The following is a 17658-nucleotide window of genomic DNA, read 5'->3' as shown; positions in this document are numbered from 1 at the left end:
GCGGCGCGCCCCAGAGGCGTTCAGCCCTTCGCCTGCAGTCCCTCCCACCACGCGAGCACGCACTCCAGGCGCGGCTCGAGCAGGCTGCCTGCGCCGCCGGTGAAAGCACCCCACTCATCGAGGAAGCGCTCGCCGACGGCGGTCAGCAGCGGCACGCCGGCGCCGGCGGTGAAGCCCATCTCGTCGCGCAGGCCGCCGCCGGCGGCTTCCTGTGCGCCGAACTTATTGACGACGATGAGCTCGGCGCCGCGCTCGAGCGCACCGCGTACCGCCACCCCGCCCTCGGCGAGCGCGGCCGGGTCGAGGCGGCAGGCGATCGAGCCGCTGCCGAGCGCCTGCGACAGCGCGAAGCACTCGCCGGTCTCGAGGTTCTCCAGCTCCATCGCGCAGGGATCGTCGATGACGGTGGCGATGTCGTGCTGGATCACGCCACCGAGCCGCACGCCGCGCGCGGCGAGCGCACGCGCCGCCTGCATCAGCAGGGCTTCGATGTTGTCGGTGGGCGTATAGACGATGGCGGCGATCGGGAGGGGGGACATGGCCTTGCTGGGCGAGAGAGGGTTGCGCTCCGATTGTCGCACCGACCATGGCCGGGCAGGAAGGAAAGGCGCGCAAACCGCGGTGCTTTCCGCCAGGTCGGCTGGGCGGGGATAATGTGCCGCTTTTCACCTTCGCCAACGCACCGGAAAGCCCGGTGGCGGAGCGGATCACCGGCAGGACAGCATGAGTTCCGATCGAAGCAGGGCCGGCGCTGCGCCGGCGTCAATGAATTTCGAGGATTGTCTGAGCGTGGACCGTCCGCGTCTGAGGCGTATGGCGCGCGAACTGCGCGGCGGCAGCCGGACGAGCGGGCGGCGCGGCGGCGCGCGCGAGGGTGGCGAGGCCGCCGACGGGCGGCAGCAGGCGAGAGCGGCGCGCGTGCAGGCCGACCTTGACGCGCTGATCGAGCGTTCGCGCGCGGCGCTGGCGGCGCGGCGTGCGGCGCTGCCCGTCCCGGAGTTCCCCGCCGAACTGCCGGTGTCGGCCCGCCGCGAGGAGATCGCCGCGGCGCTGCAGGCGCACCAGGTGATCATCGTCTGCGGCGAGACCGGCTCGGGCAAGACCACCCAGCTGCCCAAGATCGCGATGACGCTCGGTCGCGGCGTCGCCGGCCTCATCGGCCACACTCAGCCGCGCCGGCTCGCGGCGCGCGCCACCGCGACCCGCATCGCGCAGGAGCTGAACAGCCCCCTCGGCCAGGCGGTGGGTTTCAAGATCCGCTTCACCGACAAGACCGGCGAGCGCAGTCACATCAAGCTGATGACCGACGGCATCCTGCTCGCCGAGACCCAGACCGATCCGCTGCTCGCCGCCTATGACACCTTGATCATCGACGAGGCGCACGAGCGCAGCCTCAACATCGACTTCCTGCTCGGCTACCTGAAGACCCTGCTGCCGCGCCGGCCCGACCTCAAGGTGGTGGTCACCTCGGCGACGCTCGACGCCGAGCGCTTCGCGAAGCACTTTGCCGACGCGGCAGGCAGGCCGGCGCCGGTGATCGAGGTCTCAGGGCGGCTGTATCCGATCGAGATGCGCTACCGGCCGGTGGAGGGCGAGGGACTCGAGCCGGCTGCGGCCGCGCGCACGGGGGCGCCGAAGACCGACAAGCGAGCGGGCGAGAAGGCGAGAGACGGCCGCGGAAGAGACAAGGGCCGCGACCTGCTGGATGCGCTGGTCGACGCGGTCGACGAGGCCCAGCGTTGCGGGCCGGGCGACGTGCTCGTCTTCCTGCCCGGTGAGCGCGAGATCCGCGAGGCCGCGGAGGCGCTACGGAAGGCGCATCACCTGCCCGGCACCGAGATCCTGCCGCTTTTCGCGCGGCAGTCGGCGCAGGAGCAGGCGCGGGTGTTCTCGCCGTCCAACGGCCGCCGGGTGGTGCTGTCGACCAATGTCGCCGAGACCTCGCTCACCGTGCCCGGCATCCGCTACGTGGTCGATACGGGGCTCGCGCGCGTCAAGCGCTACTCCCCACGCAACAAGGTCGAGCAGCTGCAGATCGAGAAGGTCGCTCAGTCGGCGGCCCAGCAGCGCGCCGGCCGCTGCGGCCGCGTGATGGACGGGATCTGCATCCGTCTGTATGACGAGGACGACTTCAGTCGCCGTCCGGCGCACACCGACCCCGAGATCCTGCGCTCCTCGCTCGCCGGCGTGATCCTGCGCATGAAGTCGCTCAAGCTCGGCGCAGTGGAGGACTTTCCCTTCATCGACGCGCCCGGCTCGCGCCTGATCGGCGATGGCTACGCGCTGCTTGCCGAGCTCGGCGCGGTGACCGAGGACGATGAGCGCAGGCTGACGCCGACCGGCATCGAGCTGGCGAAATTGCCGCTCGACCCGCGCATCGGCCGCATGATCCTCGCCGCGCGCGACCGCGGCGCGCTCGCCGAGGTGCTGGTGATCGCCGCCGCGCTGTCGGTACAGGATCCGCGCGAACGGCCGCAGGACAGCCCCGGCGCGGCCGACCAGGCGCATGCGAAGTTCCGCGGCGGCGAGCAGGACCAGAAGTCGGAGTTCCTGTGGTACTGGCATCTGTGGAAGGCGTGGGACGAGGTGCAGCGCCACGAGTCCTCGAGCAAGCAGAAGGCCTGGTGTAAGAAGCACTTTCTCAACTACATGCGGATGCGCGAGTGGCGCGATGTGTTCACCCAGTTGCACACGCTGTGCGCCGAGCACGGCTGGAAGGAGAACGCCCAGCCGGCGAACTACGAGGCCATCCACAAGGCGCTGCTCGCCGGCCTGCTCGGCAACATCGGCTGCAAGGTCGAGGACACTTCCGGCGCCCAGGCCGGTTCCTACCTCGGCGCGCGCGGCATCAAGTTCTGGCCGCATCCCGGCTCGGCGCTGGCGAGAAAGGCGGGCAAGTGGATCATGGCCGCCGAGCAGGTCGAGACCAGCCGCCTGTTCGGGCGCTGCATCGCGCGCATCGAGCCGGAATGGGTGGAGGAGGTCGGCGGCCACCTGATCAAACGGCAGGTGTTCGAACCCCACTGGTCGAAGTCGTCGGGCGCAGTGCGCGCCTGGGAGCGCGGCACGCTCTACGGCTTGGTGATCTACCCGCGCCGCGGTGTGGCCTACCGCGACATCGACCCCGCGCTGTGCCGCGAGCTCTTCATCCGCGAGGGGCTGGTGCAGGGCGAGATCGCCGAGGCGCCTGCGCGCGCGATGGCTTTCCTCGCCCACAACCAGCGCCTGGTGGCGGAGATCGAGCGCCTCGAGCACAAGTCGCGCCGTCCCGACGTGCTGGTGGACGAGACGCTGATCGAGGCCTTCTACGACAACAGGATTCCCGCGGAGGTGTGCGACCTCGCCGGTTTCGAGGCCTGGCGCAAGACGGTCGAGAAGGCCGAGCCGAAGCTGCTGCACCTGTCGCGCGATCAGCTGATGCGCCACGAGGCGGAAGGGGTGACCACCGACCGCTTCCCGGCGGCGCTCGAGGTGCTCGGCCAGAAGCTCAAGCTCGCCTACTTGCACCAGCCGGGCGAGGCCGATGACGGCGTCACCCTGACGGTGCCGCTGGCGATGCTCAACCAGATCCCCGTCAGCCGCTGCGAATGGCTGGTGCCCGGCCTGCTCGAGGAGAAGGTCACGGCGCTGATGAAGACCGTGCCGCAGAAGCATCGCCACCGCCTGCAGCCGATCGCCGACAGCGCGGCCGCCTTCATGGCGGCCTTCGAGGCGAGTGAGTTCGACACCCACGAACCGCTGCTGAAGATGCTGCAGCGCTTCGTCGAGGAGCGGGTGCACCTGAAGCTGCCGCTCGAGAGCTTCCGCGTCGAGAACCTGAAGCCGCACTGCTTCATGAATTTCCGCGTCATCGACGAGCATGGACGCATGCTCGGCCAGTCGCGCAACCTCGCCGAGCTGCGCACGCGCTTCCGCGAGCAGGTCGCGGCGCGCTTCGGCGCGGCCCGGATCGGCGCCGCGCTCGCGGCGGCGGGCGTCGAAGTGCCGGATGTGGCGCGCACGAGCCGCGCGGCGCGGGGAAAGGCAGGGCAGGGCGAGGTGGCCGAGGCCGGCGCGCGGCGCGACGCGAAGACGGCGACGGGCGCCTCCGGGCCCCCCGCTACGCTCACCGGTTTTACCGGGTGGACCTTCGCCACGCTGCCCGAGCTGCTCGAGATCGAGGTCGGCGGGCGCGAGGTGATCGGCTTTCCAGCGCTCCACGACGACGGGGACAGCGTGTCGATCCGGCCCTTCGATACCCCCGAGGAGGCGGCGCGAGTGCACCGCCGCGGGCTGGCGCGGCTGTTCGCGCTCGCCCTGAAGGAGCAGGTAAAGGCGATCGGCAGGCTGCCGAGCCTGCGCGAACTGGCCTTGCACTACATGAATTTCGGTACCGAGGCGGAGCTGAGGGCCCAGCTCGAGGAGGCGACGCTGACGCGCTGCTGCCTGCTCGAACCGCTGCCGGCCGACGCCGTGGCCTTCGAGCGGCGCTGCGGCGAGGCGCGCCAGCGGGTGATGCTGGTGGCGCAGGAGTTCATCCGCCTCGCGCAGCAGATCGTCACCGAACACGCTGCGCTGCAGAAGCGGCTGGCCGGGTTGAAGACCTTCCCCGAGGTGGTGGCCGACATCCAGGGTCAGCTCGCGGCGCTGCTGCCGAAGCGCTTCCTGGTCGATTTCGACTGGGAGCGGCTGGCGCACTTCCCGCGCTACCTGAAGGCGGTGTCGATCCGGCTCGACAAGCTTCGTAACAATCCCGCGCGCGACGCCCAGATGATGCGTGAGTGCCGCGGGCTGGCCCAGACCCTGGAGCGGGAGTGGGCGGCGAAGCGGCGGGCGGGGGTGGTGGATCCGAAGCTCGAGGAATTCCGCTGGCTGCTCGAGGAGCTGCGGGTGGGGGTGTTGGCGCAGGAACTGAAGACGCCGATGCCGGTATCGGTCAAGCGCCTGCAGAAGATCTGGGAGGCCAGGCCGCGCTGATCTGCGGCGCGCGGACCTGGCCGGGCGGGGCGATCAGCGCAGCGGGAACACCAGCGGCGGAATGTCGACCCCGACCACGATCGCCGGCGAGCGGCTGTAGCGCACCGGACGCTCGTAGTAGCGCACCTCGCGTTCGCGGTAGTAGCGCGGGCGCTCGCGCACCACGACGCGCTCGCGGATCACCTTGGGGCCGCCGTGCGCGTGCTTGTGATGCTTGTGCTGCTTGTAATGCTTCTGGTGGCCGCGGCCGCCCCGTTCTTCCCAGCGACCGCCGCGGTCGTCCCAGCGGTCGCCGCCGTGCGCATGGGCGCCGCCGCCGGCCGCCATCAGGCCGCCGCACAGCAGGGCCGCGATGATCTTCCGTGTCTTCGTGATGTTCATGGTCCACCTCTTTCTTCGGGGTTGGTGTCGGGTTGCGTGGCTTCGACTCCATGCTAGGTGACTCGCCGCCGCCGTGCCGGTGCGGTGTGTAAGTACGATTTTGTAAGCGTGCGCTCGGCGTGGCGCGGCATCTTTCCGCCAGCCTTTGATTTTTCGGACTTTCTTGTTAAACTTCACGGCTTTCCCTTGCTCCACCGGATTCGCATGCCGGGGGGCTGAACACAACCGCAAGGAGTCTGCATGCGACATTATGAAATCGTATTCATCGTCCATCCTGATCAGTCCGAGCAGGTGCCGGCGATGGTCGATCGCTACAAGTCGATCGTGACCAGCCGCGATGGCCAGATCCACCGCCTGGAAGACTGGGGCCGCCGCCAGATGGCCTACCCGATCCAGAAGGTGCACAAGGCCCACTACGTGCTGATGAACATCGAGTGCGGCGGCGAGACGCTGGCCGAACTCGAGCACGCCTTCAAGTTCAACGACGCCGTCCTGCGGCACCTCACCATCAAGATGAAGAAGGCCGTCACCACGCCGTCGCCGATGATGAAGGAAGAGAAGTCGCGCTCGCTGACCGCGCCCTCGTCCGACGAAGGCAAGCCGGCCGAGGCCGCTGCGGCCTGAGGTGCCTGAGCCCGGACTGAACGCACTGTGCCTTGACGCGCGCGTGGCCGAATCGCTGCCGCTGCGTCGGACGCCAGCAGGAGTGCCGATCGCGACATGCGTACTGGCACACGAATCGAAACAGGAAGAAGCGGGTCTGCTCCGCGATGTTTCGGTCGAACTGCAGGCGGTGGCGGTGGGCGAACTCGCCGCCGTCCTCGCAGCGGCGTCTCCCGGGATGGCTTTGCGGGTATCGGGCTTCATGGCTGCGAAAAGCATGCGCAGCCGGGCGCCGGTGCTGCACCTGAACAAGATCGAATTTCTGGAAGGAAACTGAAATGGCTTTCAAGCCCAAGTCCAAGTTTGGCAAGAAGAAGACCGACCGCGGCGGTCGTGGCCTGTTCAAGCGTCGTAAGTTCTGCCGCTTCACCGCCGAGAAGATCGAGGAAGTCGACTACAAGGATGTTGACATCCTGAAGGACTTCGTCACCGAGAACTCGAAGATCATGCCGGCCCGCATCACCGGTACCAAGGCCGGCTACCAGCGTCAGCTGTCGGTCGCCGTCAAGCGTGCGCGCTTCCTGGCGCTGCTGCCCTACACCGACCTGCACCTGTAAGAGAGGATCGAAGTCATGCAAATCATTCTTCTCGAAAAGGTCGCGAAGCTGGGTGAGCTGGGCGACGTGGTCAAGGTCAAGGAGGGCTACGCCCGCAACTACCTGATCCCCCACGGCAAGGCCAAGCGTGCCACCGAAGCCAACCTGGCCGAGTTCGAGGCGCGTCGCGCCGAGCTCGAGCGTATTCAGGCCGAGCGCCTGGCTGGCGCCCAGGAACTGGCCGCGAAGCTCGAAGGCGTCGTGGTGGAAGTCACCCGCAAGGCCGGCATGGACGGTCGCCTGTTCGGCTCGGTGAGCAACGCCGATATCGCCGACGGCCTGACCGCCCAGGGCTTCGAGATCGACCGCGCTGCAATCCGTATGCCGGAAGGTCCGCTGAAGCAGGTCGGCGAGGCGCAGATCGACATCGGTCTGCACTCCGACGTGGTCGCCACCATCACCGTTTCGGTGCTGGGCGATCAGCAGTAAGCTTTCCGCGTTTGCCGGAACCCAAGGGCTGCTTCGGCAGCCCTTTGTCTTTTACGCGCGTGTCGGGCGGCTGCGCTCGCTAGAATTCGCCATCACGCCGCCTTGGTGCATGCATCGATGAACGCCCAGACCCGTCGCTTCCCCGACTCCGTCGCCGACCCCCAGATGGCCGCCCTCAAGCTGCCACCCCATTCGCTCGAAGCCGAGCAGTCGCTGATCGGGGGCATCCTGCTCGACAACCAGGCCTGGGAGCGTGTCGCCGATCTGGTCGCCGACGTCGATTTCTACCGCGACGACCATCGCCGCATCTATCGGCAGATCGCCAGGCTGATCGATCTCGGCAAGCCGGCCGATGTCGTCACCGTGTTCGAGGCGCTGGAGAAGAACGGCGAGGCGGAGCAGGCCGGCGGTCTCGCCTATTTGGCGGAAATCGCCGCCAACACGCCGTCGGCGGCGAATATCCGTCGTTACGCGGAAATCGTTCGCGAGCGCGCGATCCTGCGCAAGCTGGTGGCGGTCGGCGACGAGATCGCGGCGAGCGCGCTGAGTCCGTCGGGCAAGGAAGCGAAGACGCTGCTCGACGAGGCCGAGGCCAAGGTCTTCGAGATCGCCGAGGCGGGCGCCCGCCACGCGAGCGGCTTCGTCTCGATCCAGCCGATCCTGAAGCAGGTGGTGGATCGGGTGCAGGAACTCTACGATCGCGACAATCCGTCCGAGGTGACCGGCGTCCCGACCGGCTTCGTCGATCTGGACGAAAAGACCTCCGGTCTGCAGCCGTCGGACATGATCATCGTCGCCGGACGTCCGGCGATGGGCAAGACCACCTTTGCGATGAACCTCGCCGAGCACATCGCGGTCGAGCAGCGTCTGCCGGTCGCCATCTTCTCGATGGAGATGCCGGGCACCCAGCTCGCCACGCGCTTCATCGCTTCGGTCGGTCGCATCGACATGCAGAAGATCCGCAGCGGGCGGCTCACCGATGACGACTGGCAGCGGCTCACGGTGGCAATGGGCAAGCTCTATGACGCGCCCCTGTTCATCGACGAAACCCCGGGGCTCAATCCGATCGACTTGCGTGCGAGAGCGCGTCGCCTGGCGCGTCAGTGCGGCAAGCTCGGTCTGATCGTCATCGACTACCTGCAGTTGATGAGCGGCACGCGGGAGAGCGACAACCGCGCCTCGGAGCTTTCGGAGATCTCGCGCTCGGTGAAGTCGCTCGCGAAGGAGCTGCACGTGCCGATCATCGCCCTGTCGCAGCTGAATCGAAGCCTCGAGCAGCGCCCGAACAAGCGGCCGGTGATGTCCGACCTGCGCGAATCCGGCGCCATCGAGCAGGACGCCGACATCATCATGTTCATTTATCGGGACGAGGTTTACAACCCGGATTCGCCCGACAAGGGTACGGCGGAACTGATCATCGGCAAACACCGGAATGGTCCGACCGGCATGGTGCGAATGACCTTCATTGGCGAGAACACGCGCTTCGAGAATTACGCGGCCAGTCCGGGTTATTGAGCCCCGTATGTCGGATGAATTGTGTTCGAGCGATTTCCGGGAATTTTTCTTTTGGGCGTTGACGGCGATTTTTTGATCTCTATAATGCGCAGCTTCTTTCGTCGCTGCGGTGATTTATCTGCGGTGCGGGGGGGGTGGAAGGGGGTTGGTTCTGTCGGTGGGGCTTTGGCGGTTGCGCTGAAGAATTTACCGGTTGGGGCTTGACGGGGTGGTTTGATCTGCTCATAATCTCGCTTCTTCGCTGCACGGGTTGCGGCGGTTCTTTAAAAAGATGAACAACCGATAAGTGTGGGTGCTTGGTTGCTGCGGTGAAGCTGCGTTTGTGCAGTTTTGTTTCGCAAGGATCGAGTGCTCATACTGTAAGTCAGTATTTTGAGTACTTTGCTGGATTGAACTTAAGAGTTTGATCCTGGCTCAGATTGAACGCTGGCGGCATGCTTTACACATGCAAGTCGAACGGCAGCGGGGGCTTCGGCCTGCCGGCGAGTGGCGAACGGGTGAGTAATGCATCGGAACGTGCCCATGTCGTGGGGGATAACTACGCGAAAGCGTGGCTAATACCGCATACGCCCTGAGGGGGAAAGCGGGGGATCTTTCGGGACCTCGCGCGATTGGAGCGGCCGATGTCGGATTAGCTAGTTGGTGGGGTAAAGGCTCACCAAGGCGACGATCCGTAGCTGGTCTGAGAGGATGATCAGCCACACTGGGACTGAGACACGGCCCAGACTCCTACGGGAGGCAGCAGTGGGGAATTTTGGACAATGGGCGCAAGCCTGATCCAGCCATGCCGCGTGAGTGAAGAAGGCCTTCGGGTTGTAAAGCTCTTTCGGCCGGGAAGAAATCGCATTCTCTAATATAGGATGTGGATGACGGTACCGGACTAAGAAGCACCGGCTAACTACGTGCCAGCAGCCGCGGTAATACGTAGGGTGCGAGCGTTAATCGGAATTACTGGGCGTAAAGCGTGCGCAGGCGGTTTGCTAAGACAGGTGTGAAATCCCCGGGCTTAACCTGGGAACTGCGCTTGTGACTGGCAGGCTAGAGTACGGTAGAGGGGGGTGGAATTCCTGGTGTAGCAGTGAAATGCGTAGATATCAGGAGGAACACCGATGGCGAAGGCAGCCCCCTGGGCCTGTACTGACGCTCATGCACGAAAGCGTGGGGAGCAAACAGGATTAGATACCCTGGTAGTCCACGCCCTAAACGATGTCGACTAGTCGTTCGGAGCAGCAATGCACTGAGTGACGCAGCTAACGCGTGAAGTCGACCGCCTGGGGAGTACGGCCGCAAGGTTAAAACTCAAAGGAATTGACGGGGACCCGCACAAGCGGTGGATGATGTGGATTAATTCGATGCAACGCGAAAAACCTTACCTACCCTTGACATGTCTGGAACCTTGGTGAGAGCCGAGGGTGCCTTCGGGAGCCAGAACACAGGTGCTGCATGGCTGTCGTCAGCTCGTGTCGTGAGATGTTGGGTTAAGTCCCGCAACGAGCGCAACCCTTGTCACTAGTTGCCATCATTTGGTTGGGCACTCTAGTGAGACTGCCGGTGACAAACCGGAGGAAGGTGGGGATGACGTCAAGTCCTCATGGCCCTTATGGGTAGGGCTTCACACGTCATACAATGGTCGGTACAGAGGGTTGCCAAGCCGCGAGGTGGAGCCAATCCCACAAAGCCGATCGTAGTCCGGATCGTAGTCTGCAACTCGACTACGTGAAGTCGGAATCGCTAGTAATCGCAGATCAGCATGCTGCGGTGAATACGTTCCCGGGTCTTGTACACACCGCCCGTCACACCATGGGAGTGGGTTTCACCAGAAGTAGGTAGCTTAACCTTCGGGAGGGCGCTTACCACGGTGAGATTCATGACTGGGGTGAAGTCGTAACAAGGTAGCCGTATCGGAAGGTGCGGCTGGATCACCTCCTTTCAAGAGAAGAAGCCGCGGTGATCAAGTATCCACAACTTATCGGTTGTTCAGGCCCATAGGCCTCGAGGTGTAGCGGGTCTGTAGCTCAGCTGGTTAGAGCACCGTCTTGATAAGGCGGGGGTCGTTGGTTCGAACCCAACCAGACCCACCAAGGGATTGGTTGTTCGACGCAAGACACGGGGGGCTGTAGCTCAGCTGGGAGAGCGGCGGCTTTGCAAGCCGTAGGTCGTCGGTTCGATCCCGACCAGCTCCACCAGTGCGTGTCGTGTGTGTGGCGGCGCGTGTGGGGTGCTCGAGGTGCGAGAAGTAAGCCCTGCCGATCGTTGGGTCGGCATGGCTTACTTCTTGGGACGCTGCGTGAAGCGGTGTTTCGGCAGTAGGCTCTTTAACAAATTGGAAGAAGGTGTGTAGCGTGCATCGAGCCGGTGTGCGCTGCATGTTGTGTGATTGCATCGGTGGCTTTCGTGCTTGTCAGCGACGAAGGTCACCACACAAGCGAGTTAGCCTATAGGCTGGGCCTTCGATGAGAGGGTCTAAGGTTATAGGATCAAGCGACTAAGTGCATGTGGTGGATGCCTTGGCGATCACAGGCGATGAAGGACGTGTAAGCCTGCGAAAAGCGTGGGGGAGCTGGCAATAGAGCTTTGATCCCACGATGTCCGAATGGGGAAACCCGGCCCGTTAAGGGTCATCCCTGGCTGAATACATAGGCCAGTGGAGGCGAACCGAGCGAACTGAAACATCTAAGTAGCTCGAGGAAAAGAAATCAACCGAGATTCCGCAAGTAGTGGCGAGCGAACGCGGAAGAGCCTGCACGACTAAACCATCAGGTTAGCAAAACGGTCTGGAAAGTCCGGCGATATGGGTGATAGCCCCGTATGCGAAAACCAGGTGGCGGGTCTGAGCGTGCGACAAGTAGGGCGGGGCACGAGAAATCCTGTCTGAAGATGGGGGGACCATCCTCCAAGGCTAAATACTCGTGATCGACCGATAGTGAACCAGTACCGTGAGGGAAAGGCGAAAAGAACCCCGGGAGGGGAGTGAAATAGATCCTGAAACCGCATGCATACAAACAGTAGGAGCCTCCTTGAGGGGTGACTGCGTACCTTTTGTATAATGGGTCAGCGACTTACGTTCAGTAGCGAGCTTAACCGAATAGGGGAGGCGTAGCGAAAGCGAGTCTGATAAGGGCGCTTCAGTTGCTGGGCGTAGACCCGAAACCGGATGATCTATCCATGGCCAGGATGAAGGTGCGGTAACACGCACTGGAGGTCCGAACCCACTAATGTTGAAAAATTAGGGGATGAGCTGTGGATAGGGGTGAAAGGCTAAACAAATCCGGAAATAGCTGGTTCTCCCCGAAAACTATTTAGGTAGTGCGTCGTACGGACACTTGCGGGGGTAGAGCACTGTAATCGTTGGGGGGGTCATTGCGATCTACCCCGCGATAGCAAACTCCGAATACCGCAAAGTGATATACGGCAGACAGACAGCGGGTGCTAACGTCCGTTGTCAAGAGGGAAACAACCCAGACCGCCAGCTAAGGTCCCAAATACATGGCTAAGTGGTAAACGAGGTGGGAAGGCACAGACAGCTAGGAGGTTGGCTTAGAAGCAGCCATCCTTTAAAGAAAGCGTAATAGCTCACTAGTCGAGTCGTCCTGCGCGGAAGATGTAACGGGGCTCAAGCCATGAACCGAAGCTGCGGATGTGTCTTTGACACGTGGTAGGGGAGCGTTCCGTAGGCCTGCGAAGGTGTCTCGTAAGGGATGCTGGAGGTATCGGAAGTGCGAATGCTGACATGAGTAGCGATAAAGGGTGTGAAAAGCACCCTCGCCGTAAGCCCAAGGTTTCCTGCGCAACGTTCATCGGCGCAGGGTGAGTCGGCCCCTAAGGCGAGGCAGAAATGCGTAGTCGATGGGAAACAGGTCAATATTCCTGTACCAGGCCATGATGCGATGGGGGGACGGAGAAGGTTAGGCTGGCCGGGTGTTGGACGTCCCGGTTTAAGCGTGTAGGCGTGCCCGATAGGCAAATCCGTCGGGCTGAGCCAAGGCGTGATGACGAGGATCCTCGGATCCGAAGTAGCTGATACCCTGCTTCCAAGAAAAGCCTCTAAGCTTCAGTCATGGCGTGACCGTACCGCAAACCGACACAGGTGGGCTGGTAGAGTATACCAAGGCGCTTGAGAGAACTCAGGAGAAGGAACTCGGCAAATTGATACCGTAACTTCGGGAGAAGGTATGCCCCGTTAGCTTGTAGGCGAACAGCCGAAGGGCGAAGGGGCCGCAGAGAATCGGTGGCTGCGACTGTTTATTAAAAACACAGCACTCTGCAAACACGAAAGTGGACGTATAGGGTGTGACGCCTGCCCGGTGCCGGAAGGTTAAGTGATGGGGTGCAAGCTCTTGATCGAAGCCCCGGTAAACGGCGGCCGTAACTATAACGGTCCTAAGGTAGCGAAATTCCTTGTCGGGTAAGTTCCGACCTGCACGAATGGCGTAACGATGGCCACACTGTCTCCTCCTGAGACTCAGCGAAGTTGACATGGTTGTGAAGATGCAATCTCCCCGCGGCTAGACGGAAAGACCCCATGAACCTTTACTGTAGCTTTGCATTGGACTTTGACGGGACTTGTGTAGGATAGGTGGGAGGCTTTGAAACCGGGACGCCAGTTCCGGTGGAGCCAACCTTGAAATACCACCCTGGTGTCGTCGAGGTTCTAACCCAGGCCCGTGAATCCGGGTCGGGAACAGTGCATGGTGGGCAGTTTGACTGGGGCGGTCTCCTCCCAAAAGGTAACGGAGGAGTACGAAGGTCACCTAGGTACGGTCGGACATCGTACTGATAGTGCAATGGCAAAAGGTGGCTTGACTGCGAGACCCACACGTCGAGCAGGTGCGAAAGCAGGTCATAGTGATCCGGTGGTTCTGTATGGAAGGGCCATCGCTCAACGGATAAAAGGTACTCTGGGGATAACAGGCTGATTCCGCCCAAGAGTTCACATCGACGGCGGAGTTTGGCACCTCGATGTCGGCTCATCACATCCTGGGGCTGTAGCCGGTCCCAAGGGTATGGCTGTTCGCCATTTAAAGTGGTACGTGAGCTGGGTTTAAAACGTCGTGAGACAGTTTGGTCCCTATCTGCCGTGGGCGCTGGAAGTTTGAGAGGGCCTGCTCCTAGTACGAGAGGACCGGAGTGGACGCACCGCTGGTGTACCGGTTGTGACGCCAGTCGCATCGCCGGGTAGCTATGTGCGGAAGAGATAACCGCTGAAAGCATCTAAGCGGGAAACTCGCCTCAAGATGAGACTTCCCCGGGGCCTCGAGCCCCCTGAAGGGTCGTGGAAGACCACCACGTTGATAGGTGGGGTGTGGAAGCGTGGCAACACGTTAAGCTAACCCATACTAATTGCCCGTGAGGCTTGATCCTATAACCTTATACAGGCAACACTCGCCTGAACAATCACACAACAACGCAACAACACCTCCTTCCCAATTTGCGCCACGGGGAAAACCCCCCCCCTGGCGGACAAGTCAAAGTCTGACGACCATAGCCACCCGGTACCACGCCTTCCCATCCCGAACAGGACCGTGAAACAGGTGCGCGCCGATGATAGTCAGGATTGCCCTCGCGAAAGTAGGTCATCGTCAGACTAACCCCATCCCTCCCGCGCCCGATCCATCTCATCAATGGATCGGGCGTCGGTACGTTCACCGCTCGGACAGCAGACTGCGATGACGCGGACGGCTCGCTCGGGCAGAATGCGATCTCTTCCGGATTGCGGGTCCTCCCATGAATTTCGATCTGATTGTCGTAGGTGGCGGGCTGGCTGGCGCTGCGCTCGCGGTTGCATTGCGAACGAGCCGGCTGCGCATCGCGGTCATCGACCAGGCGCCGCCGGTTCGTCCGTCCGGCTGGGACCGGCGCATCTACGCCTACAGTCCGGCGAACGTGCGTTTCCTGGAGCGGCTCGGGGTGTGGGAGCATCTCGACCATTCGCGGCTCTGTCCGGTGCACGAGATGAAGGTGTTCGGCGATCGCACCGGCGCTTTGCGCTTCTCGGCCTACGATTCAGGACTGTCGGAGCTGGCCTGGATCGGCGAGGCGAACCTGGTGCATCGCGAGCTTTGGGAGAGCCTGAAGCGGCAGCACAACGTCACGCTGCTGTGCCCCGCCACGCCCGCGAGCCTCGATCTGTCGGAGGACGAGGTGCGCCTCGATTTGGAGGACGGCCGGGTGCTGCACTCGCGACTCGTGGTAGGCGCGGACGGACGTGATTCCTGGGTGCGGAGGCTCGCCGGGATCGCGACCAAGGTGACCCCCTACGAGGAAAAGGGGGTGGTGGCGAATTTCCAATGTGAGAAGCCGCACGAGGGCACTGCCTTCCAGTGGTTCCGCGACGACGGGATCCTCGCCTGGCTGCCGCTGCCGGGGGGGATGATGTCGATGGTGTGGTCGGCACCGGATGCCTTCGCCGACGAACTGCTCCAGCTCGAGGAGGCCGAATTTTCCGAGCGCGTCGCAGCCGCGGGTGCGTATGCGCTCGGCAGCCTGTCGCTGGCGACGGAGCGCGCCGCCTTCCCGCTCAAGTTGCTGCGGGTCGGCACCATGGTGGGGCCGCGGGTCGCCCTGCTCGGCGATGCCGCGCATGCGATCCATCCGCTCTCCGGCCACGGCATCAACCTCGGTTTCCAGGATGCGATGGTGCTTGCGGACAAACTGGGCGCGCTCGCAGCATGGCAGGATCCGGGCGAGTTCTCCGTGCTGCGTGCGTATGCGCGTGCGCGCACCGAGGAGGCCTTCGTCCTGCAGTATGCGACCCATGCGCTCAATCGCCTGTTCGGCAGCCAGCTGCCCGTTGCCTCGACGGTGCGCAATCTCGGGCTGAACCTCACCGATCGCTTGCCGGTCGTAACCAACGCGCTTGTGCGCTACGCCGTCAACGGCAGATTCTGACTTTCTGGAGAACCCAATGATTCTTTCCCCGAAGCGTGCCATTTCGGCCGCGATCCTCGCCTCGCTGACCCTCGGTGCCACGCCCGCGCAGGCCAGTGAGGAGGCAGTGAAAAAGGGCATCGAGGCTTTCATCGGCGCGCCTGCGGTCGAATCCGTCGAGCGCACCACCTACGGAGAGTTGTATGAAGTGGTGCTGAAGAGCGGCGAACTCGTCTACACCGACGCGAAGGCGAGCTTCATCATCGACGGCCGGATCATTGACACCAAGACGCGCACCGACGTGACCGAGGCCCGCCTGAACAAGTTGTCGGCGATCGATTTCTCCGCGCTGCCGCTCGAGCGCGCGATCAAGCAGGTGAAGGGTAACGGCAAGCGTGTGATCGCGAGTTTCGAGGATCCGAATTGCGCCTTCTGCAAGCGCCTGGCGAAAGAGTTCGAGAAGATGGACGACGTCACCATCTACACCTTCCTCTATCCGCTGCTCGGCCCGGACTCGGTGGCCAAGTCGGCGGATATCTGGTGCGCGAAGGATCGTGCGCAGTCGTGGAACGACTGGATCGTCGGGGGCAAGGCGCCGGCCAAGGCGAGCTGCGACTCTTCTGCGGTGGATGCCAACGTCGAGCTCGGTCGCGAACTCCGGATCAACGGGACGCCGACGATGTTTCTTGCTGACGGAACCCGGATCGGCGGTTACGTCCCGGCTGCACGGCTCGAGCAGGCGCTCTCCGCGGTCGGCAAGTAAGCCGCTCGCTGCAGGAAATGACGGGGGCGGGCCATCATCGGCCCGCCCCCGTCTTCGTTTTCAGGGGCGCGCGGTGGGTGGCGACATGCCTTTCGGCAGCAGCACCCACATCCTTCCCTTCTGCTTCATCCGCCCTGCCTGCTGCCCGGCCTCGTGGCCGAAGCCCCAGAAGAAGTCGGCCCGGACCGCCCCCTTGATTGCGCCGCCGGTGTCCTGCGCGAGGACCAGGCGTTCGAGCGGCCGGCTGCTCAATGGTTCGGTGGTGGCGAGGAACACCGGGGCGCCAAGCGGCACGTAGCGCGGGTCGACCGCGATGCTGCGGCCGGCGCTGAGCGGCACGCCGAGCGCGCCGATCGGACCGGCGTCCGAGCTCGGCAGCTGGCGGAAGAAGACGTAGCTCGGATTGGCGTTGAGCAGTTCGCGCAGGCGCTTCGGATTCCGTTCGGCCCAGGCGCGGATGCCCTGCATCGAGGCCTGATCGAGCCTGAGCTCGCCTTGCGCCACCAGCCAGCGTCCGATGGACTGGTAGGGGTGGCCGTTCTGGTCGGCGTAGCCGATGCGCAGCAGCTGGCCGTCGGGCAGCTGCACCCTGCCCGAACCCTGCACCTGCAGGAAGAACAGATCGATCGGGTCCGCCGCCCACATCAGGGTCGGGGCCGGCAGCTTCGCGTCGAGCTGGTCGATCTCGGCGCGCGACCAGTAGGGCACGACCTTGTTGCCGACGACGCGTCCGCGCAGGCGGAGCGACTTCAGGTCGGGATAGACCTCGCCGAGCTCGATCGTCAGCATGTCCTTCGGCACCCCGCGGATCGGCCAGCGATAGCGTGCCGAGGGCTCGAGGCTGCCGTGGATCAGCGGCTCGTAGTAGCCGGTGACCATGCCTTCCTCGCTGCCGTCCGGGTTCGCCAGGCGCCAGGGCTGGAAATTCTGCTCGAAAAACGCGCGGGCGGTGGCGGCGTCGGGGCGCGCGGGCAGTGCGCCAGCTGCGTCGCATGTCGGCTTCCACTCCGTACGACGACCGAGGCGCTCGCAGGACTCACGCAGCGCCGGCCATGCCGCTGCGGGATCGTCGCGCTGCCAGCCGTCGAGCGCCGCCCAGCCCACCGGCGAGGCCGTGGGCGCAGCAGCTGCGGGGCTGGGTGCGGGGGGCGGGCTGGGCTCGGCAGCGGGTGGGGCAACGGGTTTTTGCGCGCAGGCGGCAAGCAGGGCGAGCGCGATCGCGGGTACGATGCGTCGGAGGCTTCGGCGGAGGTCCGGGGACATGGTGGAGATCGGTTAGACTCGGGATTCGCGGCCTGCCAGTATACCGGCCCATCCCCTGCCCGGAGTCTGCCATGTGGGTGATCTTCCTCGAAGCCGCGCTCGCTCTGGTGTTGCTGTTCGTCATCGTCTGGGCGAGCCGTCCGCGTCGGCGGCCGGACGAGGCGGCCGAGCCCGAGAACGAGCTGGACAAGCATTCATGAACGAATTTGCCGATCTCATCAGCCG

General features: G+C 63.8%; 12 protein-coding genes, 2 tRNA genes and 3 rRNA genes. 14 read left to right on the top strand and 3 right to left on the bottom strand.

What is annotated here, in order from left to right; all coding sequences use genetic code 11:
• Nucleotides 1-20 precede the first annotated feature (20 nt).
• On the bottom strand, nt 21-539 hold the full coding sequence (locus BB334_RS12415; RefSeq protein ID WP_068808794.1) for a DUF2478 domain-containing protein: 519 nt from the start codon (nt 537-539) through the stop codon (nt 21-23).
• Between the two features lie 184 nt (nt 540-723).
• Here BB334_RS12415 and hrpA point away from each other — a divergent pair, with 184 nt between their 5' ends.
• A complete protein-coding gene (gene hrpA, locus BB334_RS12410; RefSeq protein WP_232756730.1) occupies nt 724-4956 on the top strand; it encodes an ATP-dependent RNA helicase HrpA in 4233 nt (1410 codons plus the stop codon).
• Between the two features lie 33 nt (nt 4957-4989).
• Here the strand turns inward: hrpA and BB334_RS12405 are convergent, their stop codons facing one another.
• Nucleotides 4990-5337 carry a hypothetical protein gene (locus BB334_RS12405; RefSeq protein ID WP_068808793.1) on the bottom strand — a complete coding sequence of 116 codons (348 nt, stop codon included), beginning with the start codon at nt 5335-5337 and terminating at the stop codon, nt 4990-4992.
• A 240-nt stretch (nt 5338-5577) separates the two neighbouring features.
• Between BB334_RS12405 and rpsF the strand changes: the two genes are divergently transcribed.
• The 12 genes from rpsF to BB334_RS12345 all read left to right on the top strand — a co-directional run bounded on the left by rpsF (nt 5578) and on the right by BB334_RS12345 (nt 16170).
• A complete protein-coding gene (rpsF, locus tag BB334_RS12400) occupies nt 5578-5961 on the top strand; it encodes a 30S ribosomal protein S6 (RefSeq protein WP_068808792.1) in 384 nt (127 codons plus the stop codon).
• Between the two features lies 1 nt (nt 5962).
• Entirely contained in the window at nt 5963-6277 is a 315-nt protein-coding gene (gene priB / locus BB334_RS12395; RefSeq protein ID WP_068808791.1) for a primosomal replication protein N, read from the top strand.
• A gap of 1 nt (nt 6278) precedes the next feature.
• Nucleotides 6279-6557, top strand: coding sequence for a 30S ribosomal protein S18 (gene rpsR / locus BB334_RS12390; protein WP_068808790.1), 279 nt, complete (start codon nt 6279-6281; stop codon nt 6555-6557).
• Between the two features lie 15 nt (nt 6558-6572).
• Nucleotides 6573-7025, top strand: a complete 453-nt coding sequence (gene rplI / locus BB334_RS12385; RefSeq protein ID WP_068808789.1) for a 50S ribosomal protein L9 — start codon at nt 6573-6575, stop codon at nt 7023-7025.
• 117 nt (nt 7026-7142) lie between these two features.
• Nucleotides 7143-8540: a replicative DNA helicase gene (dnaB, locus tag BB334_RS12380; protein WP_068808788.1), complete on the top strand. Its 1398-nt coding sequence runs from the start codon at nt 7143-7145 to the stop codon at nt 8538-8540.
• 391 nt (nt 8541-8931) lie between these two features.
• Nucleotides 8932-10470, top strand: a 16S ribosomal RNA gene (locus BB334_RS12375).
• A gap of 74 nt (nt 10471-10544) precedes the next feature.
• A tRNA-Ile gene (locus BB334_RS12370) sits at nt 10545-10621 on the top strand.
• 29 nt (nt 10622-10650) lie between these two features.
• Nucleotides 10651-10726 (top strand) — tRNA-Ala (locus BB334_RS12365).
• 289 nt (nt 10727-11015) lie between these two features.
• A 23S ribosomal RNA gene (locus BB334_RS12360) occupies nt 11016-13901 on the top strand.
• Nucleotides 13902-14011: 110 nt separating this feature from the next.
• Nucleotides 14012-14125, top strand: a 5S ribosomal RNA gene (gene rrf / locus BB334_RS12355).
• Together the 16S, 23S and 5S rRNA genes with 2 tRNA genes alongside form the textbook arrangement of a ribosomal RNA operon.
• A 139-nt stretch (nt 14126-14264) precedes the next feature.
• Complete coding sequence (locus tag BB334_RS12350; RefSeq protein WP_068808787.1) at nt 14265-15428, top strand: UbiH/UbiF family hydroxylase; 1164 nt, start codon at nt 14265-14267, stop codon at nt 15426-15428.
• A 16-nt stretch (nt 15429-15444) separates the two neighbouring features.
• On the top strand, nt 15445-16170 hold the full coding sequence (locus BB334_RS12345; protein ID WP_068808786.1) for a DsbC family protein: 726 nt from the start codon (nt 15445-15447) through the stop codon (nt 16168-16170).
• Nucleotides 16171-16230: 60 nt separating this feature from the next.
• On the opposite strand, the gene mltA is transcribed toward BB334_RS12345, so the two are convergent.
• Nucleotides 16231-17433 (bottom strand): murein transglycosylase A, encoded by a 1203-nt coding sequence (mltA, locus tag BB334_RS12340; protein ID WP_083200413.1) that lies wholly within the window; start codon nt 17431-17433, stop codon nt 16231-16233.
• Between the two features lie 71 nt (nt 17434-17504).
• On the opposite strand from mltA, the gene BB334_RS18825 reads away from it, so the two are divergent.
• Entirely contained in the window at nt 17505-17633 is a 129-nt protein-coding gene (locus BB334_RS18825; RefSeq protein WP_269799006.1) for a hypothetical protein, read from the top strand.
• The last annotated feature ends 25 nt before the right edge of the window (nt 17634-17658 follow it).

Origin of the sequence: Thauera phenolivorans (genome assembly GCF_001696715.1) — a bacterium.
In the GTDB taxonomy this organism is placed as follows: Bacteria; Pseudomonadota; Gammaproteobacteria; order Burkholderiales; family Rhodocyclaceae; genus Thauera; species Thauera phenolivorans.
The sequence above is the reverse complement of the archived record's forward strand: the minus strand, read 5'-3'. Positions and strand labels throughout refer to the sequence as shown.

Excerpts from the sequence above, each read along its gene's own strand:
- BB334_RS12415 (WP_068808794.1), bottom strand. The coding sequence starts at position 539 with ATGTCCCCCCTCCCGATCGCCGCCATCGTCTATACGCCCACCGACAAC.
- hrpA (WP_232756730.1), top strand. The coding sequence starts at position 724 with ATGAGTTCCGATCGAAGCAGGGCCGGCGCTGCGCCGGCGTCAATGAAT.
- BB334_RS12405 (WP_068808793.1), bottom strand. The coding sequence starts at position 5,337 with ATGAACATCACGAAGACACGGAAGATCATCGCGGCCCTGCTGTGCGGC.
- rpsF (WP_068808792.1), top strand. The coding sequence starts at position 5,578 with ATGCGACATTATGAAATCGTATTCATCGTCCATCCTGATCAGTCCGAG.
- rpsR (WP_068808790.1), top strand. The coding sequence starts at position 6,279 with ATGGCTTTCAAGCCCAAGTCCAAGTTTGGCAAGAAGAAGACCGACCGC.
- rplI (WP_068808789.1), top strand. The coding sequence starts at position 6,573 with ATGCAAATCATTCTTCTCGAAAAGGTCGCGAAGCTGGGTGAGCTGGGC.
- dnaB (WP_068808788.1), top strand. The coding sequence starts at position 7,143 with ATGAACGCCCAGACCCGTCGCTTCCCCGACTCCGTCGCCGACCCCCAG.
- BB334_RS12350 (WP_068808787.1), top strand. The coding sequence starts at position 14,265 with ATGAATTTCGATCTGATTGTCGTAGGTGGCGGGCTGGCTGGCGCTGCG.
- BB334_RS12345 (WP_068808786.1), top strand. The coding sequence starts at position 15,445 with ATGATTCTTTCCCCGAAGCGTGCCATTTCGGCCGCGATCCTCGCCTCG.
- mltA (WP_083200413.1), bottom strand. The coding sequence starts at position 17,433 with ATGTCCCCGGACCTCCGCCGAAGCCTCCGACGCATCGTACCCGCGATC.
- BB334_RS18825 (WP_269799006.1), top strand. The coding sequence starts at position 17,505 with ATGTGGGTGATCTTCCTCGAAGCCGCGCTCGCTCTGGTGTTGCTGTTC.